The 24952-nt window shown below is 47.9% G+C and carries 24 protein-coding genes, 2 tRNA genes and 3 pseudogenes; 21 read left to right on the top strand and 8 right to left on the bottom strand.

Features of this window, described 5'->3' with window-relative positions; genetic code table 11:
• The first annotated feature begins 195 nt into the window (after positions 1 to 195).
• Together ACTHTU_RS06045 and ACTHTU_RS06040 are read left to right on the top strand one after the other, a co-directional pair.
• On the top strand, positions 196 to 450 hold the full coding sequence (locus tag ACTHTU_RS06045; protein ID WP_440362061.1) for a helix-turn-helix domain-containing protein: 255 nt from the start codon (positions 196 to 198) through the stop codon (positions 448 to 450).
• Entirely contained in the window at positions 437 to 694 is a 258-nt protein-coding gene (locus ACTHTU_RS06040) for a hypothetical protein (RefSeq protein ID WP_440362060.1), read from the top strand. The genes ACTHTU_RS06045 and ACTHTU_RS06040 overlap by 14 nt, the downstream gene beginning before the upstream one ends.
• A gap of 453 nt (positions 695 to 1147) precedes the next feature.
• Here ACTHTU_RS06040 and ACTHTU_RS06035 read toward each other — a convergent pair.
• From ACTHTU_RS06035 to leuS, 4 genes and pseudogenes are all read right to left on the bottom strand, one after another.
• A pseudogene (locus ACTHTU_RS06035) lies at positions 1148 to 1657 on the bottom strand (DNA-methyltransferase).
• Positions 1650 to 1814, bottom strand: a pseudogene (locus tag ACTHTU_RS06030) (DNA adenine methylase); the annotation flags it as partial. The pseudogenes ACTHTU_RS06030 and ACTHTU_RS06035, both read right to left, overlap by 8 nt.
• Positions 1787 to 2577 (bottom strand): annotated as a pseudogene (locus ACTHTU_RS06025) (DpnI domain-containing protein). The pseudogenes ACTHTU_RS06025 and ACTHTU_RS06030, both read right to left, overlap by 28 nt.
• 139 nt (positions 2578 to 2716) lie before the next feature.
• Positions 2717 to 5347, bottom strand: coding sequence for a leucine--tRNA ligase (gene leuS / locus ACTHTU_RS06020; RefSeq protein ID WP_440362059.1), 2631 nt, complete (start codon positions 5345 to 5347; stop codon positions 2717 to 2719).
• A gap of 210 nt (positions 5348 to 5557) precedes the next feature.
• Here leuS and dnaJ point away from each other — a divergent pair, with 210 nt between their 5' ends.
• The 3 genes from dnaJ to ACTHTU_RS06005 all read left to right on the top strand — a co-directional run bounded on the left by dnaJ (position 5558) and on the right by ACTHTU_RS06005 (position 8237).
• Entirely contained in the window at positions 5558 to 6715 is a 1158-nt protein-coding gene (gene dnaJ / locus ACTHTU_RS06015; protein WP_293191812.1) for a molecular chaperone DnaJ, read from the top strand.
• Positions 6716 to 7006: 291 nt separating this feature from the next.
• Positions 7007 to 7585, top strand: a complete 579-nt coding sequence (locus ACTHTU_RS06010; protein WP_004518907.1) for a TMEM165/GDT1 family protein — start codon at positions 7007 to 7009, stop codon at positions 7583 to 7585.
• A gap of 1 nt (position 7586) precedes the next feature.
• On the top strand, positions 7587 to 8237 hold the full coding sequence (locus ACTHTU_RS06005) for a TIGR01621 family pseudouridine synthase (protein WP_440362058.1): 651 nt from the start codon (positions 7587 to 7589) through the stop codon (positions 8235 to 8237).
• Positions 8238 to 8312: 75 nt separating this feature from the next.
• On the opposite strand, the gene ACTHTU_RS06000 is transcribed toward ACTHTU_RS06005, so the two are convergent.
• Positions 8313 to 9239 carry a LysR family transcriptional regulator gene (locus tag ACTHTU_RS06000; RefSeq protein ID WP_003748251.1) on the bottom strand — a complete coding sequence of 309 codons (927 nt, stop codon included), beginning with the start codon at positions 9237 to 9239 and terminating at the stop codon, positions 8313 to 8315.
• 175 nt (positions 9240 to 9414) lie between these two features.
• On the opposite strand from ACTHTU_RS06000, the gene ACTHTU_RS05995 reads away from it, so the two are divergent.
• From ACTHTU_RS05995 to ACTHTU_RS05970, 6 genes are all read left to right on the top strand, one after another.
• A complete protein-coding gene (locus ACTHTU_RS05995) occupies positions 9415 to 10164 on the top strand; it encodes a Nif3-like dinuclear metal center hexameric protein (protein WP_440362057.1) in 750 nt (249 codons plus the stop codon).
• Positions 10165 to 10286: 122 nt separating this feature from the next.
• Complete coding sequence (petA, locus tag ACTHTU_RS05990; protein WP_107768700.1) at positions 10287 to 10868, top strand: ubiquinol-cytochrome c reductase iron-sulfur subunit; 582 nt, start codon at positions 10287 to 10289, stop codon at positions 10866 to 10868.
• Positions 10869 to 10886: 18 nt separating this feature from the next.
• A complete protein-coding gene (locus ACTHTU_RS05985) occupies positions 10887 to 12236 on the top strand; it encodes a cytochrome b (RefSeq protein ID WP_003681866.1) in 1350 nt (449 codons plus the stop codon).
• 14 nt (positions 12237 to 12250) lie between these two features.
• Positions 12251 to 13036, top strand: a complete 786-nt coding sequence (locus ACTHTU_RS05980; protein WP_440362056.1) for a cytochrome c1 — start codon at positions 12251 to 12253, stop codon at positions 13034 to 13036.
• 213 nt (positions 13037 to 13249) lie between these two features.
• On the top strand, positions 13250 to 13855 hold the full coding sequence (locus ACTHTU_RS05975; RefSeq protein WP_039861850.1) for a glutathione S-transferase N-terminal domain-containing protein: 606 nt from the start codon (positions 13250 to 13252) through the stop codon (positions 13853 to 13855).
• 11 nt (positions 13856 to 13866) lie between these two features.
• A complete protein-coding gene (locus ACTHTU_RS05970) occupies positions 13867 to 14271 on the top strand; it encodes a ClpXP protease specificity-enhancing factor (RefSeq protein ID WP_107723763.1) in 405 nt (134 codons plus the stop codon).
• Between the two features lie 146 nt (positions 14272 to 14417).
• On the opposite strand, the gene ACTHTU_RS05965 is transcribed toward ACTHTU_RS05970, so the two are convergent.
• The 3 genes from ACTHTU_RS05965 to ACTHTU_RS05955 form a co-directional block, all read right to left on the bottom strand.
• Positions 14418 to 14493, bottom strand: a tRNA-Ala gene (locus ACTHTU_RS05965).
• 6 nt (positions 14494 to 14499) lie between these two features.
• A tRNA-Met gene (locus ACTHTU_RS05960) sits at positions 14500 to 14576 on the bottom strand.
• A gap of 106 nt (positions 14577 to 14682) precedes the next feature.
• Positions 14683 to 15834 (bottom strand): class I SAM-dependent methyltransferase, encoded by a 1152-nt coding sequence (locus ACTHTU_RS05955; RefSeq protein WP_371459628.1) that lies wholly within the window; start codon positions 15832 to 15834, stop codon positions 14683 to 14685.
• 401 nt (positions 15835 to 16235) lie between these two features.
• On the opposite strand from ACTHTU_RS05955, the gene mraZ reads away from it, so the two are divergent.
• The 10 genes from mraZ to ACTHTU_RS05905 all read left to right on the top strand — a co-directional run bounded on the left by mraZ (position 16236) and on the right by ACTHTU_RS05905 (position 24941).
• A complete protein-coding gene (mraZ, locus tag ACTHTU_RS05950; RefSeq protein WP_003748265.1) occupies positions 16236 to 16691 on the top strand; it encodes a division/cell wall cluster transcriptional repressor MraZ in 456 nt (151 codons plus the stop codon).
• Complete coding sequence (gene rsmH, locus ACTHTU_RS05945) at positions 16688 to 17650, top strand: 16S rRNA (cytosine(1402)-N(4))-methyltransferase RsmH (protein ID WP_440362055.1); 963 nt, start codon at positions 16688 to 16690, stop codon at positions 17648 to 17650. Before mraZ ends, rsmH begins: the two co-directional genes overlap by 4 nt.
• A 63-nt stretch (positions 17651 to 17713) precedes the next feature.
• The gene (gene ftsL / locus ACTHTU_RS05940) at positions 17714 to 17977 is read left to right on the top strand and encodes a cell division protein FtsL (protein ID WP_003681879.1); all 264 of its coding nucleotides are present in this window, start codon (positions 17714 to 17716) and stop codon (positions 17975 to 17977) included.
• A 78-nt stretch (positions 17978 to 18055) separates the two neighbouring features.
• A complete protein-coding gene (locus ACTHTU_RS05935) occupies positions 18056 to 19804 on the top strand; it encodes a peptidoglycan D,D-transpeptidase FtsI family protein (protein ID WP_250591708.1) in 1749 nt (582 codons plus the stop codon).
• Between the two features lie 26 nt (positions 19805 to 19830).
• Positions 19831 to 21309, top strand: coding sequence for a UDP-N-acetylmuramoyl-L-alanyl-D-glutamate--2,6-diaminopimelate ligase (locus ACTHTU_RS05930; RefSeq protein ID WP_440362054.1), 1479 nt, complete (start codon positions 19831 to 19833; stop codon positions 21307 to 21309).
• Between the two features lie 180 nt (positions 21310 to 21489).
• A complete protein-coding gene (locus tag ACTHTU_RS05925; RefSeq protein ID WP_440362063.1) occupies positions 21490 to 22011 on the top strand; it encodes a M23 family metallopeptidase in 522 nt (173 codons plus the stop codon).
• A gap of 24 nt (positions 22012 to 22035) precedes the next feature.
• Positions 22036 to 22620, top strand: coding sequence for a hypothetical protein (locus ACTHTU_RS05920; protein WP_440362053.1), 585 nt, complete (start codon positions 22036 to 22038; stop codon positions 22618 to 22620).
• A gap of 291 nt (positions 22621 to 22911) precedes the next feature.
• On the top strand, positions 22912 to 23415 hold the full coding sequence (locus ACTHTU_RS05915) for a hypothetical protein (protein WP_440362052.1): 504 nt from the start codon (positions 22912 to 22914) through the stop codon (positions 23413 to 23415).
• Positions 23412 to 24776 carry a UDP-N-acetylmuramoyl-tripeptide--D-alanyl-D-alanine ligase gene (locus ACTHTU_RS05910; RefSeq protein ID WP_440362051.1) on the top strand — a complete coding sequence of 455 codons (1365 nt, stop codon included), beginning with the start codon at positions 23412 to 23414 and terminating at the stop codon, positions 24774 to 24776. Before ACTHTU_RS05915 ends, ACTHTU_RS05910 begins: the two co-directional genes overlap by 4 nt.
• A gap of 15 nt (positions 24777 to 24791) precedes the next feature.
• Entirely contained in the window at positions 24792 to 24941 is a 150-nt protein-coding gene (locus ACTHTU_RS05905; protein ID WP_049335337.1) for a hypothetical protein, read from the top strand.
• Positions 24942 to 24952: the final 11 nt, after the last annotated feature.

Genomic DNA, 24952 nt, shown 5'->3' with positions numbered 1-24952 from the left:
ACGGTCGATGTGTTTGGCAATCATGGCTTGTGCGGTTTGCTGGAAGAAGGTGCTCATGGAAAATCCCCTAAATGTCTTAGTAGGAATTTAGGGGATTTTGGGGAATTTTGCAAAGGTCTCGGCCTTTCGTATTAGAACTAAAGTTGATACTTATTGTATGTGGAATTTAATTTGCAAACATTAAGAATAGTCATCATGAAATCAGAAATTTTAAAACAATTTGGCAAGCATGTTCGTCATTTAAGACAACTCCAGGATTTAAGTCAGGAAGCATTGGCTGAAAAAGCGAATATCCACCGGACTTATATCGGAATGATAGAACGTGGAGAGCGTAACCCTGCCCTATTAAATCTTATTCGTTTGGCTAGTGCATTAGATATTTTTTTGCCTGAACTTTTAACTTTTAAGGACTATGTTAATGACGGAAACTGTGATAATGAATCTAACTGATTCGTATGGTTTTTTTAGAGAAAACATCGGAAGGACGCTAGGAGATCTAAAACTTGAATATCAAACCAGATTTCCCAAGTTCACCTCTGAAATGAAGATAAATAAAGGCGGGGTAGGGCAGTTTATCGAGAAATTAATAGGACTTAAGAATACAAATGCTTTGACAGATTTTTCTGATGGTGAGCTGAAAACCAATAAAGCAGATGCAGATGGTGCACCACTAGAGACTATGTTTATCTCGTAGATTTCCAGTAACTTTGATCAGTTAATCAGCGATCAGATAAGTTTTGAAGATAGTTGGATATACCAAAAAATAAAGAATTTGCTATATGTTCCTATTTGTAAAGTCGACAACGATCCTGATAAATGGTACATACAGTCAGCCTATCATGTGCAAATAAATGAAGGGGTGAACTTTTCAGACAGTTAGCTGCTGATTTCACGCAAATTAAAAGTAAGCTGTTATCTGATATTAATTCCGGCGACGGATACATTCATACATCAAACGGTAGTTCTATACCAATCAGATCAAAAGATTCCAAGCCATACCATTCTATATTTTCTGCACAATATAATCGGAATATTTCTAATAAGAATCATGCATTTTATTTTAAAAAAGAATTCATGCGGGAAGTTCATGAAATGACCAGACAGGATAGAGCTGGTGTTGTTCGAATAATTTAAAATAAGATGGAGGCTACAGCTTTTGTTGTAGCCTTTTCTTTGCTAATTCAAAAAATCTTCTTCTAGTTCGCAACCACAAAATTTCCGACCATGTTTTAAGGCAGCGCCTCCTGTTGTGCTGCTGCCCATGAAAGGGTCAAAAATCAAATCCCCGATGTTTGAAGCCGATAGCATGCAGCGTTCAAGCAAGGCGAGTGGTTTTTGTGTCGGATGTTTGCCGAATGTTTTTTCGGCTTTATTTGGAGGAGGGAATGTCCAAACACATTTCATCTGTTTACCATCGTTTTGTGTTTTCATGGTTTCAGAATGAAACGTATGTTTGGCTTTTGAAGCCGTTATTGGAAAGAAAGTAAGGTGGGTCTGCGAAAATCATATCGAAACAGCCAGTTGGATGTTTTTCCAATATCTTCCGCATGATGTTAAGGGAATTGTCGTTGTAGAGGACAAGGTCGTCTGAAACGATTTTTTTCAAACGGCTTTGATAAATAGCAGCTTCTTCAGCCAGTTTGTCGAAATCACTCATAAATTGCCAGCAATTCTCCGATTTTTTTACGGCTGCTGCACTTTGTTGCAATATTGCTTTGTACTTCAACCGTTTTCAGAATGGCAGAAGAATAAATATCCCTTGTGAATTCAGTATCATGATTTGAAATCAAAACGCCTTGGGAGTTAGGCGCAATTTATTGATTTTTTGTAAAGTCCGCGACCAATGAATTCGATCATATTTTGATCACGCAAAATTTGTAATTGTTGGCGGATTTTGTCTTTGATATGGTTGTTTTGGGGAAATTGGATGGATAGTTTGTTTTCAAATTCATACATTTGTGACAATGTGAATTCTTCGGGGAGTTGATCGATACATTTCATAATAGCCAAAAGCCAGCCTTTGCGTTCCGCATTTTGGTTGCGTAAAAATAGATTGGATTGCCATTTTTTCAGAACGATTTCGGGTTCGATAATGCGGGAATTGTCTATCAAGAATATTTTGCCGCTTTCAGGTAAAGGTACAAGATTAATGGAACACATGATGTGGTGCGGTCGGTTTTTAATACCTTTATTTCTGGGAATAATCATGTCCGGTGTTATGAAATGTTTAGGTACAAGCACCAATTGCTGTATGGAGTAATCCGCTTTTTTATATGCAAGAAAGAAAAAGTTTGGGTTGGTATCTGACTGGATGCGCTCCAACATGGTGTGATATGCACCGTCAGGTACACTGTTACCTATAGTTTTTTGATTTTTACTCTTTAATTCATATTGCTCGTGACAGTTTGGACAAAAGAGGTCTGCAACAGGTTTGTTATTGGTAAATCTCTGCATCGGCTTGCTTCCGCAACAGGGACAGTAGCCGTTTTTTTCTAGCCAAGCCTCGCTCATTACACGGATTTTGTGGGTTGCTTTATTTTGTTGCTTTCCCAATTCGGTATCGAAAAATAAATTCATGTTTTGGATTTTGAGATTTAAGTTATTTGAGGTCTGTAATGTAGACAACTCAATCTACCTTAAAAAGGTCGTCTGAAAACCCTGTTTCCAAGTTTTCAGACGACCTTTCCTAATTACAGCAATCAATGCCGAATCGGCTTTACACCACGATGTTCACTAGTCTGCCCGGTACGACGATGATTTTCTTCGCAGGCTTGCCTTCCATGAATTTCACTGCGCCTTCGTTGGCAAGGGCGGCGGCTTCGAGGTCGGCTTTGGATGCGTCGGCGGCAACGGTGATTTTGCCGCGCAGTTTGCCGTTGACTTGAACCATGACTTCGATTTCGGATTTGACCAAGGCGGCTTCGTCGACTGTCGGCCAGCCTGCTTCCCACAGTTTCGCGCCGTTTAATTCGCTCCACAGGGTTTCGCAGATGTGCGGCACGATGGGCCACAGCAGGCGTACGGCGGCTTCCAATACTTCTTGAGCGACGGCGCGGCCTTGTTCGCTGCCGGTGTCGGTTTTATCGTATTGGTTGAGCAGTTCCATTACGGCGGCGATGGCGGTGTTGAACTGCTGACGGCGGCCGTAGTCGTCGCTGACTTTGGCGATGGTGGCGTGCAGTTTGTGGCGCAGGTCTTTGAGTTCTTTAGACAAACCGTCTTGGTTGCCTGCGAACGTTTTGACTGCTTCGCCTTGTTTCAGGTATTCGTAAACGGTACGCCACAGACGACGCAGGAAGCGGTGTGCGCCTTCGACGCCGCTGTCGCTCCATTCGAGGGACTGTTCGGGCGGTGCGGCGAACATCATGAACAGGCGAGCGGTGTCCGCACCGTAGGCGTTAATCAGTTCTTGCGGATCGACACCGTTGTTTTTGGACTTGGACATTTTTTCCGTGCCGCTGATGACGACTGGCAGTCCGTCTGCTTTCAGAACGGCAGAAACAGGGCGGCCTTTGTCGTCGAAAGTCAGCTCGACATCGGCAGGGTTGATCCAGTCTTTGCCGCCTTTGTCGTTTTCGCGGTAGTAGGTCTCGCAGACGACCATGCCTTGAGTCAGCAGGCGTTCGAACGGTTCGTCAACATTGACCAAGCCTTCGTCGCGCATCAGTTTGGTGAAGAAACGCGCGTACAAGAGGTGCAAAATTGCGTGTTCGATACCGCCGATGTATTGGTCGACCGCGCCCCAGTATTTCGCGGCTTCAGTCGATACCATGCCTTCTGCGAACTTGGGCGACATGTAGCGGAAGAAGTACCAGCTCGATTCCATGAAGGTGTCCATGGTGTCGGTCTCGCGTTTCGCCGCGCCACCGCAGCATGGGCAGGTGGTTTCGTAAAATTCGGGCATTTTTGCCAAAGGCGAACCCATGCCGTCGGGTACGACGTTTTCAGGCAGGACGACGGGCAGTTGGTCGGCTGGGACGGGTACGTCACCGCATTTTTCGCAATGGACGATGGGAATCGGGCAGCCCCAGTAGCGTTGGCGCGAAATGCCCCAGTCGCGCAGGCGGTATTGGGTTTTAGGTTCGCCTGCGTCTTGGCTTTGCAGCTTGGTGGCGATGGCGTCGAAGGCCGTCTGAAAATTCATGCCGTCCAAGTCGCCGCTATTGACCAATACGCCGTTTTCTTTGTCGCCGTACCATTCTTGCCATTGGTTTGCGTCGAATGCGTTGTCGCCGACGGCAATGACCTGCTTTTTCGGCAGATTGTATTTGGTGGCAAACTCGAAATCGCGTTCGTCGTGCGCCGGAACCGCCATCACTGCGCCGTCGCCGTAGCCCCACAATACATAGTTGGCAATCCACACTTCCAGCTTGTCGCCGTTGAGCGGATTGACGACGTAGCGGCCGGTCGGCACGCCTTTTTTCTCCATCGTCGCCATATCGGCTTCGGCAACGGAACCGGCTTTGCATTCGGCGATAAATGCCTGCAATTCGGGTTTGTCGGCGGCTGCGGCGGTTGCCAGCGGATGCTCGGCGGCAACGGCAACATAAGTCGCGCCCATCAGCGTGTCAGGACGGGTGGTATAAACTTGCAGGAATTTCGCGTAATCGCCTTCCAAGCCTTGTTTGCTGTCGTCTGAAACGGCGAAGCGTACGGTCATGCCGCGAGATTTGCCGATCCAGTTGCGCTGCATGGTTTTGACTTGTTCCGGCCAGTGTTCCAGCTTGTCCAAGTCGTTGAGCAGCTCTTCGGCGTAATCGGTGATTTTGAAGTAATACATCGGGATTTCGCGTTTTTCGATCAACGCGCCCGAACGCCAGCCGCGTCCATCGATGACTTGCTCGTTGGCAAGGACGGTTTGGTCGACAGGATCCCAGTTTACCGTGCCGTTTTTGCGATAGACGATGCCTTTTTCAAACAGCTTGGTAAACAGCCATTGCTCCCAACGGTAGTACTCGGGTTTACAGGTGGCGACTTCGCGTTCCCAGTCAATCGCAAAACCCAGGCTTTTGAGCTGGGTTTTCATGTATTCGATGTTGTCGTAAGTCCAAGCGGCGGGGGCGACGTTGTTTTTCATCGCCGCGTTTTCCGCCGGCATACCAAACGCGTCCCAACCCATAGGCTGCATGACGTTGAAGCCGTTTAAGAGTTTGAATCGGCTCAATACGTCGCCGATGGTGTAGTTGCGCACATGCCCCATGTGCAGCTTGCCGCTGGGGTAGGGGAACATGGAGAGGCAGTAGTATTTGGGTTTGGAAGCGTCTTCGGAGACGTTGAAAATACGGGCGTCATCCCATTTTTTCTGCGCCGCAGGCTCGATGGCGGCGGGTTGGTAATGTTCTTGCATGGTCATTCTGTTTTTCGCTTGAAAACGTTGGAAAAAATAAAGATGGGATTATAGCAGGTTGTCGGGCCTGTCGGTTTGACAAAGGCCGTCTGAATGTTTGGATGTCGGAAAAGCACAATTTCAGACGGCCTTGAAAATACTGACTTGAGTTTTTGATACTCGCCCACATATCCCACCCAGTTTGAATTCATTCTTAACACTATCAAAATTATGAGCAATAAAGATTTTTACGAAACCCTTGGTGTTGCCCGCAGCGCTAGCGACGATGAAATCAAAAAAGCCTACCGCAAGCTGGCAATGAAATACCATCCCGACCGCAACCCTGACAACAAAGAAGCGGAAGAAAAATTTAAAGAAGTCCAAAAAGCTTACGACACCTTGTCTGACAAGGAAAAACGTACCATGTACGACCAATACGGTCATGCCGCGTTCGAACAGGGCGCAGGTGCGGGCGGATTCGGTGGCTTTGGCGGTTTCGGCGGCCAAGGCGGATTCGGTGGTGCGCAAGGCTTCGATTTTTCCGATATTTTCAGCCAAATGTTCGGCGGTGGCGGCAGCGCAGGCAGCCGTCAGCCGGATTACAGCGGCGCGGACTTGCAGGTCGGCATAGAGATTTCGCTTGAAGAAGCCGCCAAAGGCGTGAAAAAACGCATTAACATTCCGACTTACGAAGAATGTGATGTCTGCCACGGCTCAGGTGCTAAGCCGGGTACATCCGCATCAACTTGTTCGACCTGTCACGGCTCAGGTACGGTACACGTCCGCCAAGCCATTTTCCAAATGCAGCAGACTTGTCCGACTTGTCACGGTACAGGCAAAGAAATCAAAGATCCTTGCGTCAAATGCCGTGGCGAAGGCCGTACCAAGACCAGCAAAACGGTTGAAGTCAACATTCCGGCAGGCATCGACGACGGTCAACGCATCCGCTTGAGCGGCGAGGGCGAGCCGGGTCAACACGGCGCGCCGGCAGGCGATTTGTACGTCAATGTCCGCGTGAGACAGCACAAAATCTTTGAGCGCAACGGCTTAGACCTGCATTGCGAACTGCCGATCAGCTTTGCCATTGCCGCATTGGGCGGCGAAGTCGAAGTGCCGACTTTGGACGGCAAAGTCAAACTGCACATTCCGAAAGAAACGCAAACCGGCCGCCGTATGCGCGTGAAAGGCAAAGGCATCAAGTCTCTGCGTTCCAGCTCGACCGGCGATTTGTACTGCCACATTTTGGTTGAAACACCGGTCAACCTGACCGACCGTCAGAAAGAGTTGCTGGAAGAATTTGAAAAAATCTCCTCCGGCCTCGACCTCAGCCAAACCCCGCGTAAAAAATCGTTTTGGGAAAAAGTAGGCGATTTGTTCTCCGATAATTAATCGCTGTAAAAAAGGCCGTCTGAAATCTGCTTGAATCAGGTTTCAGACGGCCTTTTGTTTTTCTTGCTTCAAACTTTTGTTTGCCGTAAAATCTGCGCTTCACTCTTACGGGAGTAGCCATTCGGCGCAATGCCGAAACCGTTGTCAACATAATCGGCTTGTGTGGCCGTGGCAGCGGTATCTTCTCTGCTTTATCGGAAGACAGGCAAGACGTAAGCGTTGTCCATACCCTTGCGGGCGGTATGCACAGCGCTTTTTGTTTGCCCGCTTTTCGGTTGAGTATCTTAAATCATGGAAGCTTTTTTCTCCTCGACGCTGGGCGTTGCTATTGCCGAAATCGGCGATAAGACGCAATTGCTCGCGCTCTTTTTGGCTGCACGTTTTGCCCACAAAAACGCGATTGTTGCCGGTATCTTTATTGCAACCCTGTTGAACCATCTTGTTTCAGCCGCACTCGGTGTCTGGCTGGCATCCGCTATTTCGCCCGAAGTCATGAAATGGGTGGTCGGCGGCAGTTTTATTGCGGTCGGATTATGGCTGCTGTTGCCGGATAAAGACGAAGACCCTGACGGTAAGTGGCTGAAATACGGCGCATTTACGGCGACGGTCGTCCTGTTTTTCTTGGCGGAAATCGGCGATAAAACGCAGATTGCGACGGTTCTTTTGGCGGCAAAATACCAATCTATCCTGCTGGTCGTGGTCGGCAGTATTGCTGGTTTGATGATTGCTTCTGTGCCTGCCGTGTATTTGGGCGAAATGCTGATGCGCAAAATTCCAGCCAAAGCAGTACGCATTGCCGCATGTATCTTGTTCTGCCTGCTGGGTATTTTGACCCTGCTTGGCGACGGTATTGTGTTGAAGGCCGTCTGAAATGTGGGACATTGTTTTTGAACACAAAGATTTTGTGGTCATTAATAAGCCTTGCGGCGTATCGGTGCACAGCGAATCGGAAGGGGATGTTTGCCTGACCGCTTCGCTGGCGCAGCAACTCGGCGTTGAACGCGTGTGGCTGGCTCACCGTTTGGATAAAGCCACCAGCGGCCTGTTGCTGTTTGCGCTCAACCGCGACAGCGCGGCCGCTTTGTCGGCACAGTTTGCCGAGAAAACCATGCGTAAAACTTATTTGGCACTCGGTACGCACAAGCCGGCGAAAAAGCAGGGCTGGGTGAAAGGCGGTATGGCGCGTTCGAGGCGCGGTACATGGAAGCTGACGCGTGATGAGGATAATTTTGCCGTTACCCGTTTCAGCAGTCAAAGCCTGCAGCCCGGTTTGCGCCTGTTTGTGTTGCAACCGTTTACCGGCAAAACCCATCAGCTGCGCGTGGCCATGAAAAGCATAGGCAGTCCGATTTTGGGCGATACGCTGTATGGCGGCGATGAGGCGGAACATTTGTTTTTGCACGCTTGGCGTTTGGTTTTCGACTATCGCGGCGAGCATTTCGATATTCGGGTTGCGCCTGATAAAACATGGCCGTCTGAAATCGATTTGTCGGCGTGTTTGGGTTCGGATGAGTCCGAATAGAAGTAGTGAAACTTTTGTATATATTAAAAAAGGCCGTCTGAAAATTGTTCAGACGGCCTTTTGATTGTTTTAAGTTTACATTTCCAATTCGCTCAAACCCGGCAAGTCGGCAAAACAGCGGTCATGCGTGATTTGACAGAAGTTGTCCAGATAGCCTTTGTTGGCGTCTTCCGTACGAATGGCGGCATAAAGTTTGCTCTGCAGGCCGTCTGAAGTGATTTTGCGGTGGACGACGTAGCCTTTTTCCAAATACGGCATGACCGTCCAATAGGGCAGGGCGGCGATGCCGCGTTTGCTGGCAACCAGCTGGATAATGGCGATGGTCAGCTCGCTGTGGCGGCGTGGCGGATTAATGCCTTTAGGCAGCAGCACTTTTTTGGGCAAATCCAGCATTTCGTCGGGGACGGGATAAGTGATCAGGGTTTCGTCGATAAAGTCTTCCGCTTCCCAAACGTCTTTGTCGGCAAGCGGGTGGTCTTCTGCGCAGATGCCGACCATTTCATAGGCAAACAGAGGGCGGTAGCTGATGCCGTTGAGCGGCTCGGCTTCGGAAACGATGGCAAGGTCGGCGCGGTGTTGCAACAGCAGCCCGACCGGATCGGCTTGGAAGCCTGAAACGATGTCCAATTCAACTTGCGGCCATAAGGGGCGGAACTCGCCCATGGCAGGCATCAGCCAGTCGAAGCAGGTGTGGCATTCGACGGCAAGTCTGAGTTCGCCCGCTTCGCCTTCGATAATCCGCACCAAATCACGTTCGGCGGCGGCAACCTGCGGCAACAGCTCACGCGCCAGTTGCAACAGGCGCATACCGGCCGGAGTGAAGCGCAAAGGTGTGGATTTACGTTCAAACAACGGCGTTTCGTAATAATTTTCCAAGGCGCGGATTTGGTGCGACAGGGCGGATTGGGTCAGGAAAACCCGTTTGGCGGCAAGGGAAACGCTGCCGGTTTCTTCTAAAGCCAGCAAGGTTTTGAGATGACGCAATTCGATAATAGAGTCCATGTGTTTTCAGACGGCCTGTGGGTAAGGTGGGGTATATTAAAATAATTCATGATGATGTGCAAATGATTAATGTTGGGAATGATTGCTGAAATCGGAATGTAAGAATTTGAGGCATAAACAGATTTTGCGGTTAGAATGCGAAGCTGTTTTTGAAGATAGATATAAGGAGCGGAATATGGCTTTACGCCGCGAAATTCTGGCTTGGTGCGATGAGACATTGCAGGTCGGGCTGTTTAAGGACTATGCGCCCAACGGTTTGCAGGTCGAAGGCAAAGAAGAAATTGCCAAAATTGCCACTTCGGTTACCGCCAGCAAAGCCGCAATCGATTTTGCCGTAGGGCAGGGGGCGGATCTGCTTTTGGTCCACCACGGTATGTTTTGGAAAAGCGAGCCTGTCACGATTACCGGTTGGAAAAAAACACGCATTGAAACCTTGTTGCAACACCAAATCAATATGGCGGGCTACCACTTGCCGCTGGACGCGCACCCGCAATTAGGCAATAACGCGCAGTTGGCCGAGAAACTCGATTGGGTGCTTGAAAAACAATTCGGCGAGCAAAACCTGTTAAATACAGGCCGTCTGAAAACCACGCAAACATTGGCGCAGTTGTCTGAACGCATCGAGGCGGTATTTGACCGCAAGCCGACCGTTATCGGCGATCTTGAACGCGAAATCAAACGCATTGCCTGGTGTAGCGGCGGTGCGCAGGGATTTTTTCAGACGGCCGCAGACGAAGGTGTCGATGCGTATCTGACCGGTGAAATTTCCGAAGCGCAATATCATCTTGCCAATGAAACGGGTGTGGCATTTATCAGTGCCGGCCATCATGCAACAGAACGTTACGGCGTCCGCGCCTTAGGCGATGCCGTGGCAGAAAAATTCGGTATCGAAGTGGTTCACTTTGATGAAAACAATCCTGCTTGAGTATTGAGCAATATCATAAAACTTTACCTTATTTTAAATAATGCTTTGAGTATTACAACAAACTAGGTAGAATTACGCTGTTTAATGGCTCGGTATTCCCAAAATTTTAGGACGACTGAATAATGGATAATCAAGAAATCAACAACGGTCGCCGCCGTTTCCTGACACTGGCTACATGCGGTGCAGGCGGTGTGGCGGCTCTGGGCGTAGCTACGCCTTTCGTGGCCAGCTTCTTTCCATCGGAGAAAGCTAAGGCTGCCGGTGCTGCTGTCGAAGTAGATGTCAGCAAAATCGAAGCAGGCCAAATGCTGACTGCCGAATGGCAGGGCAAACCGATTTGGCTGGTCAACCGCACAGATCAACAGCTCAAAGACTTGAAAAGTTTGGATGGCGCAGTTACGGACCCTAATTCCGATGCGGATCAGCAACCGGAATACGCTAAAAACGAGACCCGTTCGATCAAGCCGAACCTCCTCGTTGCTATCGGTATCTGTACCCACCTGGGTTGCTCTCCGACTTACCGTCCCGACATTGCTCCCGCTGACTTGGGTGCAGACTGGAAAGGCGGTTTCTTCTGCCCTTGCCACGGTTCGAAATTCGACATTGCAGGCCGAGTATACAAAGGTGTTCCTGCACCGACCAACTTGGTTGTACCGCCTTACAAATATCTGAGCGATACAACTGTTTTGGTGGGCGAAGACTAAAAATAAGGAACGATAATTATGGCAAACCAAACCAATAGCAAAGCAAAAGCATTGTTAGGCTGGATGGACGCTCGCTTCCCTCTGTCTAAAATGTGGAATGAGCATTTGGCTCAATACTATGCGCCGAAGAACTTCAACTTTTGGTATTACTTCGGCTCTTTGGCTCTGCTCGTCCTTGTAATTCAAATCGTCAGCGGTATTTTCCTGACCATGAACTACAAACCGGACGGCAACCTTAACGCCTACCATCTGCCTGCTGCCTTTACCGCAGTAGAGTACATCATGCGCGACGTGTCCGGAGGTTGGATTATCCGCTACATGCACTCTACCGGCGCATCTTTCTTCTTCATCGTCGTTTATCTGCACATGTTCCGTGGTCTGATTTACGGATCGTACAAAAAACCTCGTGAATTGGTGTGGATTTTCGGTTCCCTGATTTTCTTGGCATTGATGGCAGAAGCCTTTATGGGTTACCTGTTGCCTTGGGGTCAAATGTCCTTCTGGGGTGCGCAGGTAATTATTAACCTGTTCTCCGCCATCCCTGTTATCGGTCCTGATTTGTCCACTTGGATCCGCGGTGACTTCAACGTTTCCGACGTTACTTTGAACCGCTTCTTCGCCCTGCACGTTATCGCAGTACCTCTGGTATTGCTCGGCTTGGTCGTGGCTCACATCATCGCCCTGCACGAAGTGGGTTCTAACAACCCTGATGGCGTTGAAATCAAGAAAAACAAAGACGAAAACGGTATTCCACGCGATGGTATCCCATTCCATCCTTACTACACCGTTAAAGACATCTTGGGTGTCGTTGTATTCCTGATTGTCTTCTGTTCTGTGTTGTTCTTTGCACCTGAAGGCGGCGGCTACTTCTTGGAGGCACCAAACTTCGATGCAGCGAATGCGCTGAAAACACCTCCGCACATTGCGCCGGTATGGTACTTCACTCCGTTCTACGCAATTCTGCGTGCGATTCCTTCCTTTGCCGGTACTCAGGTATGGGGTGTAATCGGTATGGGTGCAGCAGTTGTACTGATTGCCTTGTTGCCTTGGTTGGATAAAGGCGAGGTTAAATCTGTCCGTTATCGCGGCCCAATCTTCAAAACTGCGTTGGTTCTGTTCATCATTGCCTTCATCGGTTTGGGTATTTTGGGTGCAATGGTAGCAACTGATACTCGTACTTTGGTTGCACGTATCCTGTCTTTCGTCTACTTTGCATTCTTCCTGGGTATGCCGTTCTATACCAAACTGGATACCAACAAACCAGTTCCTGAACGCGTAACCATGAGCACTACTAAACAAAAAATTATGTTCTTTGTTTACGTCGGTATTACCGTTGTTGGTGCTTACTTGTTTGCAACCAATATCTGATGAGGGCAGCGAAAATGAAACAAACTCTGAAAAACTGGTTTGCTGCCTTATTGCTGGCAGTGCCTATGAGTGCAGCCGTCGCCAGCGGCGGCGGACACTACGAAAAAGTCGATATCGACCTGCGTGACCAAGTCAGCCTGCAGCACGGTGCGCAAATCTTTACAAACTACTGTTTGTCTTGCCACTCTGCAAGCGGTATGCGCTTCAACCGTCTGAAAGACATCGGTTTGACTGAAGATGAAATCAAGAAAAACCTGATGTTCACAACAGACAACGTTGGTGACGTGATGGTAGCGGCCATGGATCCGAAAGATGCTTCCAAATGGTTGGGTGCGCCTCCGCCGGATTTGACCCTGATTGCCCGTTCTAGAGGTGCGGACTACCTGTACGCTTATATGCGTGGCTTCTATAAAGACCCAACTCGTCCGACCGGTTGGAATAATACCGTTTTGGCCGGCGCGAGTATGCCTCACCCATTGTGGGAGCAACAAGGTGTTCAAGCCGTTGAGTTGGATGCCAAAGGTCAGCCCGTTATGATTAAGGACGAGCATGGCAACCTGACTCCTAAGCTGTATTGGGAATCTACCGGTCTGCACAGCCGTCGCCTGCCTAACGGTAAAGTGATCCAAAAAGAGTACGATACTTATGTACGCGATTTGGTGAACTACTTGGTGTACATGGGTGAGCCTGCTCAGTTGCAACGCCACCGCATCGGCTACATGGTTCTGGCATTCCTGTTTGCGGTAATGCTGCCATTGGCTTACTTCCTGAAAAAAGAATTCTGGAAAGACGTTCACTAATTCTTTTGAATCAAAAAGGCAAACCTGTTTCAGGTTTGCCTTTTTGTTTGTGAAATCGGTTTATGCGGAAATAATGTAAATTTTAAAATTACTTAATATAAACAATATGATATGTGAAATTTCTGGATTAAGTGTTTGAAATTATGTATAATTCTGTCTGAATTTTTATAAGGCTTAAGGCCGTCTGAAAAGATTTATCAGGAGTAAAAGATTATGATGACATTGTATTCAGGTATTACTTGTCCATTCAGCCAACGCTGCCGTTTTGTGCTGTACGAAAAAGGCATGGATTTTGAAATCAAAGATGTGGATGTGTTCAATAAACCTGAAGACCTGGCTTTGATGAATCCGTATAACCAAGTACCGGTTCTGGTTGAGCGTGATTTGATTTTGCACGAATCAAACATTATCAACGAATACATTGACGAGCGTTTTCCTCATCCTCAGTTGATGCCGGGTGATCCTGTTATGCGCGGTCGCGGCCGTTTGGTGCTGTACCGTATGGAAAAAGAATTGTTCAGTTTGGTGCAAGTGTTGGAAAACCCTGAATCTACCAATAAAGAACAAGCTAAAGCGCGTGAAGCCATTGGCAATGGTTTGACACTGTTGGCACCGTCTTTTACTAAAAACAAATATATCTTGGGCGATGACTTTTCTATGATTGATGTTGCCTTGTCTCCGCTGCTGTGGCGTTTGGACTATTACGACATCAAACTGGGTAAATCTGCTGCGCCTTTGCTGAAGTACGCCGAGCGTATTTTCCAACGCGAAGCCTTTATTGAGGCATTGACGCCGGCTGAAAAAGCCATGCGCCGCTAAAGGATGGATATATGGCAACTTCAACCAAACCGTATTTGTTGCGTGCTTTGTATGAATGGTGTTTGGACAATAACCAAACACCGCACATCGTTGTTTGGGTAAATGAACATACCCGTGTGCCGATGCAGTATGTGCGTGACAATGAAATTGTTTTAAATATTGGCCCTACTGCCAGCCATAACTTGAATATTGACAACGAGTGGGTCAATTTTTCTGCACGCTTTTCCGGCGTAGCGCACGAGATTTGGATTCCGGTCGGTCATATTGTCAGTATATTTGGCCGCGAAAGTGGAGAGGGTATGGGGTTTGAGGTAGAACCATATCAGCCTGCTTCTATCGAAGCTGCAGTGGTCGAAGATAAAAAAGCTGAATCTGCGGAAGAAAAACCGAAAAAAGTATTGAAGCTTGTGAAGTAATTAAAAGACAAGAGGCCGTCTGAAATGTTTCAGACGGCCTTTATTGATTGGGTATTGAGATGGCAAAATTAATGAGCAATCAGTTATTAATTAAGATTAAGCCAAACAAAAAAGCTCTTGTGTTTAACAAGAGCTTTTTTGTTTAGTGGTGGAGGTAAGCGGGATCGAACCGCTGACCTCTTGCATGCCATGCAAGCGCTCTACCAACTGAGCTATACCCCCGAAATTTGGTGGCGAATCAGGGACTCGAACCCCGGACACAAGGATTATGATTCCTCTGCTCTAACCGACTGAGCTAATTCGCCGTTTCGTGAAGTCGCTATTATAGTTTTTTTTGAATATTTGGCAAGCGCTAATTTTGCTTTTTTTTATTTCTTATTGTTTTTAAAAAATAAAAAGTAGGTTGTCAGGCTATAACTTATGGCAAATATCGCCGTGGCTGAAGCCTGTCCAATCGATATCAATGTCTTTGCCAAAAGCGATCACTTTAAAAAGTTCGCCCATTTCGTGCTGATGTATCAGTTTCTGTACTGCGGCGGCGGCTTGGATATATTCAACCGAATCCGGGCTGCCGATTTGTGAAAGTAGATCAGTGATGCCGAGATTGAGCAGGAAATAGGATTGGGGCAGGTAGCCGATTAAGTCCAAACCTGCTTCCGTGCCGGCGCGTGCGATATCGGTGAAATTGACGTGCGCAGTCAAATCGGTCAGGCCGATATTGAAAAATGGGTCGTGGATGGTGTGGTGGCGATAGTGGCCGATAAATGTGCCTTCTTTGCGTTGCGGATGGTAATACTGGGCGGCGTCGAAGCCGTAATCGATAAATATCATGCCGCCGCGCTGTAATTTAGCGGCCAGGGTTTGGATAAAGGCATATTGTGCCGGATGCAGCTCGCTTGTGTATGAAGGGAGGGGAGGAAAATATAAGGCGGCTGTTTGTATCAGTTCGGATTGGGTCAATGGTCTGATGGCTTCGATTAGCTCGTCATTCTCTAGGCTGACGCCGATTTGTTGAAATCCTCCATCTTGATAAATTAAGCGTTCAACCGGCATGGCATCCAATACTTCGTTGCCGATGATGATGCCGTCAAAGTGTTCGGGTAATGCGGTGAGGTGGATGATTTTGGCGGCTGCTTCGGGAGATGTGTGCTCAAGAATATGTTGACGTTGTCTCTCTGCAAGCTCTGCTGATAGCTCAATAATGTAGTAATGACTCAGGTCGTCTGAAAGATTTTGTAACAAAGTAGCGGCAAGATGGCCTGTACCTGCACCAAATTCATAGATATTGCCTGCTGTTTGCGGCAGTAATTCGGCAAGTTGTTTGGCAAGGGTTTGTCCGAATAGGGGGGAGAGGGTTGGGGCAGTAATGAAGTCGCCGTCTGTGCCGATTTTATGGCTGCCTCCACTGTAATAGCCGTATTGAGGTGTGTAAAGGGCAAGCTCCATAAAACGGGAAAAGGGTATCCAGTTTTGATGTTGTTCAATTTCGTTTTTTATGAGCTTCGTCAGGTGTGCTGAAGAGGCTTGTGCATCAGTGGAAGGGAGGGGGAGTTGTGGCTTCATGACTGTTAGATAATGTAAAAAATTTGAATTTGTTTGTATATTATAGCCCCTTGTGAGAGGGGTGGTAATAGGGTATAAAAATACTATATGTAGTATGTTAAAAACAAAAATGATACTATATATAGTGTTTTATGCTATATGAAACTACTAACATATCAATTTGTCATGCTTTTTTATATATATAACCTATTGAATTTAAAGTGTTTAGTGTTTTATTTCAGATAAGAAACGGATTTGACCTGATTGCCAAAATTTCTTATAGTGTCAGTTAGTGGGGCATAGTGGGTGAAAGTGGTTACTTTTTCCTAAAAAGTGTTCCGTGGAAGTGAAAACGAAAGATTTTAGGAAGATGGGATTTTTAATCCCACTCTGTTTTATTTTAATCGAATTTGGGGTGTGATGTGTTTGGCGGTGCTCATGAATTGAGTATGGACAGTAAAGGGCGGTTGGCGATTCCTGCCAAATTCCGCGATATTTTGCTGCGCCGTTATACGCCTGCGATTGTGGTCACACTGGATTCCCGAAAAAAATTATTGATGTACCCCGAGCCCGTTTGGGAAGAAAAAGCCGAGCAGATTTTGAAGTTGAAAGTGGCTGGCAATGAATCTTTACAACGGTATCAGAATTTACTGCTGCATAATGCGGAGATTTTGGAGTGGGATAGCGCCGGACGAGTTTTGATTCCGGCCAATCTGCGCAAACGCGTGGATTTTGAAAAAGAAGTTACTTTGGTTGGCCGTGCAAACCGTATGGAGTTGTGGGGCCGCGAACATTGGGAAGAGGAAATGAATCAGGCTTTGGATATCGATCCTGATGAATTGGCTTTCCAATTGAGTCAAACGGATTTGCAATTGTGAGTAAAGTTGAAAATTATCAGCATGTTACTGTCTTGTTGTATGAGGCGGTGGATGCGTTGGCAATCCGTGAAGACGGGATTTATGTGGACGGCACGTTCGGTAGGGGAGGGCATTCCCGGCTGATTTTGTCGCGTTTGGGTGAGCAGGGTCGTTTGGTTGTTTTTGATAAAGACCCCGAGGCGATTGCGGTAGCTAATGAGCTGGCGGCGCAAGATAAACGTGTCAGTGTCGTACACAATGGTTTTGAAACATTTCAGACGGCCTTGGATGAATTAGGCATCGATAAGATTGACGGTGCGCTTTTTGATTTGGGGATTTCGTCGCCGCAAATTGACGATGGCAGCCGCGGATTCAGTTTCCGCTTTGATGCACCGTTGGATATGCGGATGGATCCGACTCGCGGGATGTCTGCGGCAGAATGGATTGCAACCGCATCCGAACAGGATTTACACGAGGTAATTAAGAATTATGGTGAAGAGCGGTTTAGTCGCCAGATTGCGCACGCCATTGTTGCGCAACGCGAGGAGAGTCCCATCGATACAACCTGCAAGCTGGCGCAGCTTGTGGCGCAAAACGTCCGTACTCGTGAGCGCGGACAAGACCCTGCAACGCGCACCTTCCAAGCAGTTCGTATCTTTATTAACCGCGAGCTCGAAGAGGTAGAGGCAGTTTTGCCGCAAGTTGCAGGCCGTCTGAAAGAGGGTGGGCGCTTGGCTGTCATTGCGTTCCACTCGCTGGAAGACAGAATTGTGAAGCAGTTTATTAAAAAATATTCGCAACATGCGCCATTGCCCCGTTGGGCAGTGGTCAAGGAAGCGGATTTGCCTCAGCCGCCTTTGAAGGCTGTGGGCAAAGCAATCAAACCGGGTTCGACAGAGACTGAAGCCAATCCGCGTGCGCGCAGTGCAGTTTTGCGTGTGGCGGAGCGAAGCAGTGGCGAATTTTCGGTTATTGAGTAGGGGATGGCGTCTGAACGCTGTCGTAAGAGATAGTCCTGTTGACAGGCCGTCTGAAAGTTTGAGATGGGTAAGTTGAATATTTTATTGCTGGTTTTGGTGACGGTTTCTGCCTTTGCCGTAGTGTTTAAGCAAAACCAGTCCCGTTTGCATTTTATCGAGTTGGATAAGGCACAAAAACGGGAAATTCAGTTGGAACAGGATTACGCGCGCTTGAAATTGGAGCAAGCAAGATTGGCAAATCACAAGTTGATTAAAGTGGCGGCCGAAAAGCAACATCTGCTTCCGCCGGGTGCGCATAATACGGCTATGCTGGAACGCAAAAAATAAGAATACAGAGCCTTGCATTAGTGCAAGATTTACGGGATTTGATGGCTCACTGAGCAGCTAAGTCATGAGAAGTTCAACATGTTAATTAAGAACGAATATAAACCTCAAATGCTGTCTGGAACAACAAAAACGAAAAAGCCGCTGACAAGTAACGGACGAATCGGTTTGGTGTTGGGCGCTGTTGCGCTGGCATTTACCGGTCTGTTGGTACGCGGGGTTTATCTGCAAACCAGTCAGCATGAATTTTTGAAAAATCAGGGCGACCAACGTTTTGTGCGTACGCTTCCGTTGCCGGCATCACGCGGTATGATTACCGACCGCAATGGTGCTACATTGGCTTTGAGTGCGCCTACCGAGTCATTGTATGCCATGCCTTCCGGTATGGAAGAAATGCCGACTGCAGAACAATTAGAAAAACTGTCGGCCATTGCTGATGTGCCTGTTGAAGTTTTAAAAAATAAATTGTCTAAAAAAGACAAAGGCTTTATCTACCTGAAACGTCAACTCAGCTACGAGAAAGCAGAAGAAATCAAAGCATTGGGCATTAAAGGCATCGCATTCCAAAAAGAATTGAAACGCCATTATCCGATGGGCAATCTGTTTGCGCATGTTATCGGTTTTACCAATATTGACGGCAAAGGTCAGGAGGGCTTGGAGCTTTCCCGTGAAGACAGCCTGCGCGGTGAAGATGGCGCGAAAGTCGTATTGCGCGACAACAAAGGTAATATTGTTGACAGCCTCGACTCTCCACGCAACAGCGTGCCTAAAAACGGCCAAGATATGATTTTGTCTTTGGATCAGCGTATTCAAACGCTGGCTTATGACGAGTTGAACAAGGCTGTGGCATATCACAAAGCCAAAGCAGGTACAGTTGTGGTATTGGATGCACAAACCGGCGAGATTTTGGCGCTGGTCAACAGCCCGGCTTACGATCCGAATCAACCGGGTCAAGCCAATAGCGAACAGCGCCGCAACCGTGCCGTAACCGACATGATCGAACCCGGTTCTGCCATGAAGCCGTTTACCATTGCCAAAGCGCTGGATTCCGGCAAAGTGGATACGACCGATACATTCAATACCCTGCCTTACAAAATCGGTCCGGCTACTGTACAAGATACCCACGTTTATCCTACTTTGGATGTGCGCGGCATTATGCAAAAATCTTCCAACGTCGGTACCAGTAAACTTTCTGCCATGTTTACGCCTAAAGAAATGTACGATTTCTATCACGATTTAGGTGTGGGTGTGCGTATGCATTCAGGCTTTCCTGGTGAGACTGCAGGTTTGTTGAGAAGCTGGCGCAGATGGCAAAAAATCGAACAGGCAACCATGTCTTTCGGTTATGGCCTGCAATTAAGCTTATTGCAATTGGCGCGTGCCTATACTGTCTTGACCCATGACGGCGAATTGTTGCCGGTCAGCTTTGAAAAACAAGCGGTTGCCCCTAAAGGCAAGCGCGTCATCAAAGCCTCTACCGCAAAAAAAGTGCGCGAGTTGATGGTTTCCGTTACTGAGGCCGGCGGTACCGGTACTGCTGGTGCTGTCGATGGTTTCGACGTCGGTGCGAAAACCGGTACGGCGCGTAAACTGGTCAATGGTCGCTATGTGGACAACAAACACGTCGGTACGTTCATCGGTTTTGCTCCGGCTAAAAATCCACGCGTGATTGTGGCCGTTACCATCGACGAACCGACTGCCAACGGCTATTACGGCGGCGTGGTTGCCGGTCCTGTATTCAAAGAAGTCATGAGCGGAAGTTTGAACATCTTGGGCGTTTCTCCGACCAAGCCGTTAAGTAATACCGCTACTGTCAAAGTACCGTCATAATCCAAACAATCAAAGAGATATTGTTTATGTTCAGCAAGTTAACCCCCTTGGCTGAAACCAACTTTCCGCCTCTGCTGTGTGAAAACGCAGCAGGGCGTTTGTTGCATTCAGACAGCCGACAAATTAAACAGGGTGACATTTTCGTTGCCTGTCAGGGCGAATATACGGACGGTCGCAGCTATATTCCTGCCGCCATCGCCAACGGTGCGACCTTTGTTTTTTGGGATGATGACGGCAAATTCACATGGAATCCCGAATGGAAAGTACCCAATCAAGGCATTAAAGATTTAAGACATCGCGCCGGTATGTTGGCGGCGCAAGTTTACGGCAACGTTTCAGACGGCCTTAAAGTTTGGGGCGTAACCGGTACCAACGGTAAAACCTCCATCACACAATGGCTGGCGCAAGCTGCCGATCTGTTGGGCGAAAAAACCACCATTATCGGCACAGTCGGCAACGGCTTTTGGGGCGCATTGGAAGAGACCACGCATACCACGCCTGCTCCTGTCGATGTCCAAACCCTGCTCTACCGCTTCCGTCAGCAAGGCGCAACAGCCGCCGCGATGGAAGTTTCCAGTCACGGCCTTGACCAATCGCGCGTCAACGGCGTGCCGTTTCGCAGCGCAATCTTTACCAATCTCACCCGCGACCACCTCGATTATCACGGTACCATGGAAGCCTATGGTGCCATCAAATCGCGCCTGTTCTACTGGCATGGTCTGCAACACGCCATCATCAATGTCGATGACGCATACGGTGCAGAACTCGCAGGCCGTCTGAAAAAAGACTGTCCCGATTTAGCCGTTTATGGCTATGGTTTCAGCGAGCAAGCCGATATCCGCATTACCGATTTCACCGCTTCTTCAGACGGCATGGAAGCCGTATTCCAAACACCATGGGGCGAAGGAAAATGCCGTACCTGTCTGCTCGGACGATTCAACGCGCAAAACCTCGCCGCCTGCATCGCCTTGCTTTGTGCCAACGGTTATCCGCTTGATAAAGTATTGGATGTACTGGCAAAAATCCGCCCCGCCTCAGGCCGCATGGACTGCGTCATGAACAGCGGAAAGCCCTTGGTCGTCGTCGATTACGCCCACACGCCTGACGCATTGGAAAAAGCACTCTCCACCTTGCAGGAAATCAAACCGCAGGGCGCGGCTTTGTGGTGCGTATTCGGTTGCGGCGGTAACCGCGATCGCGGCAAACGCCCGCTGATGGGCGCGGCAGCCGTACAGGGCGCGGATAAAGTTGTCGTAACCAGCGATAACCCGCGTTTGGAAAATCCGCACGACATCATCAACGACATCCTGCCTGCCGTGCCTAATTCTGAACGTGTCGAAGTTGATCGTGCCGTCGCCATCCGTTATGCGGTTGAGCAGGCTGCCGCGAACGACATCATTCTGATTGCCGGTAAAGGGCATGAAAACTATCAGGATGTACAAGGCGTGAAGCACCATTTCTCCGATTTTGAAATCGCAGAAAAAGCATTGGCAGAGCGCGGTTAAGCCATAACGCAAATATTCAGACGGCCCGAAACCTCAAGGCCGTCTGAAAAAGATTTAAACCTATACAATAAAAGTAAAACGACACACGCATTACGGCACGTCAGCTATTAAACCCATCACAGTTGTTTGTTTCAGAGGATTTTTTAACAAGGCCGTCTGAACAACAAGGAGACCGATTTGATGCTGAAAATGCCGACAAAAACCTTATTAATCAGTGCGGCCGTAGTTTTATTCGCAGGCTGTACAACCAAACAACTTCCGCGTCCTACTGCCGAAATCGAGCAGTTGAGGGCGCAACAGCCTCCGGCCGAGCAAAGCCTGCCCAATCCTGTTAAAGGCAAACGTTTTGACGATACTTGGGGCGCAGCGCGCAGTCAGGGGCGCAGGCATGAAGGTGTGGATATTTTTGCTAAGAAAAATACGCCGATACGCAGTACCACGCCCGGCATCGTAACCAAAATTGGGCGCAACCGATTGGGCGGTAAAGTTATCGGTATTCAAGGGCCGGGTGCGTGGCATTACTACGCCCACCTGAATAAATTTACCCGTATCCGCCTGTATGAGCGAGTCAAAGAAGGGCAGGTTATCGGCTATGTCGGTAAAACCGGCAACGCTAAAACCACACCGGCCCACCTGCATTACGGCGTGTATCTGCCGAACGGCGCGGTGAATCCGTATCCGCTGATTAATCAGAACAGATAGGCCGTCTGAACAAGATTTGAGAGTATGAACGCAAAGAAATTGGTTAAGGCAACGAATATCGTCGGCATGGTGGCAGTTGTGCTGCTGGTGTACTGGGTATTTGTTCTGATTCTATCCAATGTTTTCGGGCTTAAGGTATTCCGCGAATACATTACAGAAATTTTCCTGATGAGTATTTTGGGGATTTTTGCCGTGATGGCGGGTGCCTTGATACTGAACATCATGCTGAATTTGACCCGTATTGCCGAGCGAGGACAAGAGGAAGAAAGCAAAGGTGGCCGGAAAACCTTATATTTGTTGTTGGCAGTATTTCCCGTTTTAGCAGCCCTGTTATTTGGCGGAAATTATCTGACTGTTCAGAAAAAACGTCAGATTTTGACTCAATCTCTAGAGCGTATCGTCAAGGACAATCTATCGCAAATCAACGCGTTGGCAGATTATCATTTTGACTTGGTGTACATCAAAAAAGCGGCGTTAATCCTTGAGCTGATGTCGAAGGAAGATTCTGCCTTTAAAGCCGCTACGGTGATTGTGCCGGATACGATAGGTAATAAACAGGTTTATTTGGCTTTCTCAGCCGATTCCCATTTAAGTGGGATTGATGAGTAGGCGCCCAATGCTCAGGGAGTAGGCGATGATAATGGTTTTGTCGTTACTCGGAATGGCAATAAAGAAACAATCAGCAAAACGCAATATCTTTATGCTCCGCATTTGAGCGAGCGTGAATACTTGCAAAGAATATTTGCCGGACAAACAAATGAAATACGTTATGAGGCAAAAGATGGCAATTACAGCCTTTGCCACCCCTACCGCCAAAACGGTAAAACCATTGTATTGTGTTTTTCCGATTACCAGCAGTACGGGAAAATCGGCAGTTGATAAGAGAAAGTGATTTGTAGTATGAAAAGTTGGTTTTCCAATACATTTCCTGAATATAAAAAATTGCCCAAAAGCGGCAAATTTATGGCATGGCTGACTTTTGTGCAGGGCGTGGTTTGGTTGATTCTGGCATCAATTCAGAGTGTGCAAGGATTGATTAACAACATGGCATGGGCTGTGTTTTTTGGGATTTTACTTTTCATTTTGGGTGTGTTGGCGCTGTCTGCAGCATGGAATGCGTTTAAATTCCGTGAAATAGGTTTTAATAGAATGATATATGTGTACACGCCATGCTTGTTGCAAATAGTCTTTGTAGGAGAGGCATTTTCTTTTACGTATTATATAGAAAGTGTACTGCAATTATCATTTAGCCTTACGGTACATAAGCTTACTGTCGGTGTAAATTTTGCCGCTATTCTTTTTATTGTGCTGGCAAGATGCAATTATCGTCATTTAAAAATGGTTTCCCAAAATACGGATAAAAATGTGGAGCCGTTAGAACAAGGACAAGAAACACAATCATGAAACCACTAGACCTTAATTTTATTTGTCAGACCCTCAACCTTCCGATGCCGTCTGAAAATCAACCCGTTTCGCGCATCGTAACCGACAGCCGCGATATTCAGGATGGCGATGTTTTTTTCGCGCTTGCCGGTGAGCGCTTTGACGCGCATGACTTTGTTGAAGATGTGTTGGCAGCTGGGGCAACGGCGGTTGTGGTTTCGCGCGAAGATTGCGCGGCTTTGAAAGGCGCGTTGAAGGTTGACGATACGCTTGTGGCTTTGCAAAAACTGGCGAAGGCGTGGCGTGAAAATGTGAATCCGTTTGTCTTTGGTATTACTGGCTCTTCCGGTAAAACGACGGTGAAAGAAATGTTGGCCGGCGTATTGCGTCATCGATTCGGTAATGAAGCTGTGTTGGCGACTGCCGGCAATTTCAACAATCATATCGGCCTGCCGCTGACTTTGTTGAAACTGAACGAAAAACACCGCTATGCCGTCATTGAAATGGGCATGAACCATTTTGGTGAATTATCTTTGTTGACCCGAATCGCTAGTCCGAATGTTGCTTTAGTTAATAACGCTTTGCGCGCGCATGTCGGTTGCGGTTTTGATGGTGTCGGTGATATTGCCAAAGCCAAAAGTGAAATCTACGAAGGTTTGCTTTCAGACGGCATTGCGCTGATTCCGTGCGAAGATGCCAATATCGCTACATTTGAAGCCGCTACTGCGCAATTGAACGCTCAGACTTTCGGCGTTGCCAGTGGCGATATCCATGCGGAAAATATTGAGTTGAAACCGTTGTCCTGCGAATTTGATTTGGTGCGTGGTAATGAACGTGTTGCCGTGGTACTGCCGGTCCCCGGCCGTCACAATGTGCATAATGCCGTAGCGGCAGCGGCTCTGGCTTTGGCGGCAGGTTTGAGCCTTGCCGAAGTTTCAGACGACCTGAAAAATTTCAGCAATATCAAAGGCCGTCTGAATATCAAGCAAGGCATTAAAGATGCAACTTTGATTGATGATACTTATAATGCCAACCCCGACAGTATGAAAGCCGCCATTGATGTGCTCGCCGCTATGCCTGCGCCGCGTATTTTTGTAATGGGTGATATGGGTGAATTGGGTGAGGATGAAGCCGCCGCCATGCACGCCGAAGTTGGCGCGTATGCACGGGATAAAGGCATCGAGGCCGCGTATTTTGTCGGCGACAACAGCGTTGAAGCAGCGGAAACATTTGGAGCGGAAGGTTTGTGGTTTGCTGACAAAGATCCGCTGATTCAAGTGTTGAGCCACGATTTACCTGAACGCGCTACTGTATTGGTCAAAGGCTCGCGCTTTATGAAGATGGAAGAAGTGATTGAGGCGTTGGCAGCAACAACCGCGTAAATGGCCGTCTGAAATATGAAAAAGATTTTACTATTGACTGGTTTGCTGATTGCTGCGTTTTATGCCGGAATGAAAGTACAGGCATTTATCTATGAAGATACCTGCTTGGACTTGGGAGGCGGAAAGAATCCCGGAAACTATCCGATTTGCGTGGTAGAGAAATAATCTTACTCAAT

This window comes from Neisseria sp. P0020.S005, from assembly GCF_051957055.1.
In the GTDB taxonomy this organism is placed as follows: domain Bacteria; phylum Pseudomonadota; class Gammaproteobacteria; order Burkholderiales; family Neisseriaceae; genus Neisseria; species Neisseria subflava_A.
Note: the sequence above shows the minus strand (reverse complement) of the source record. Positions and strands in the feature narration are given on the sequence as shown.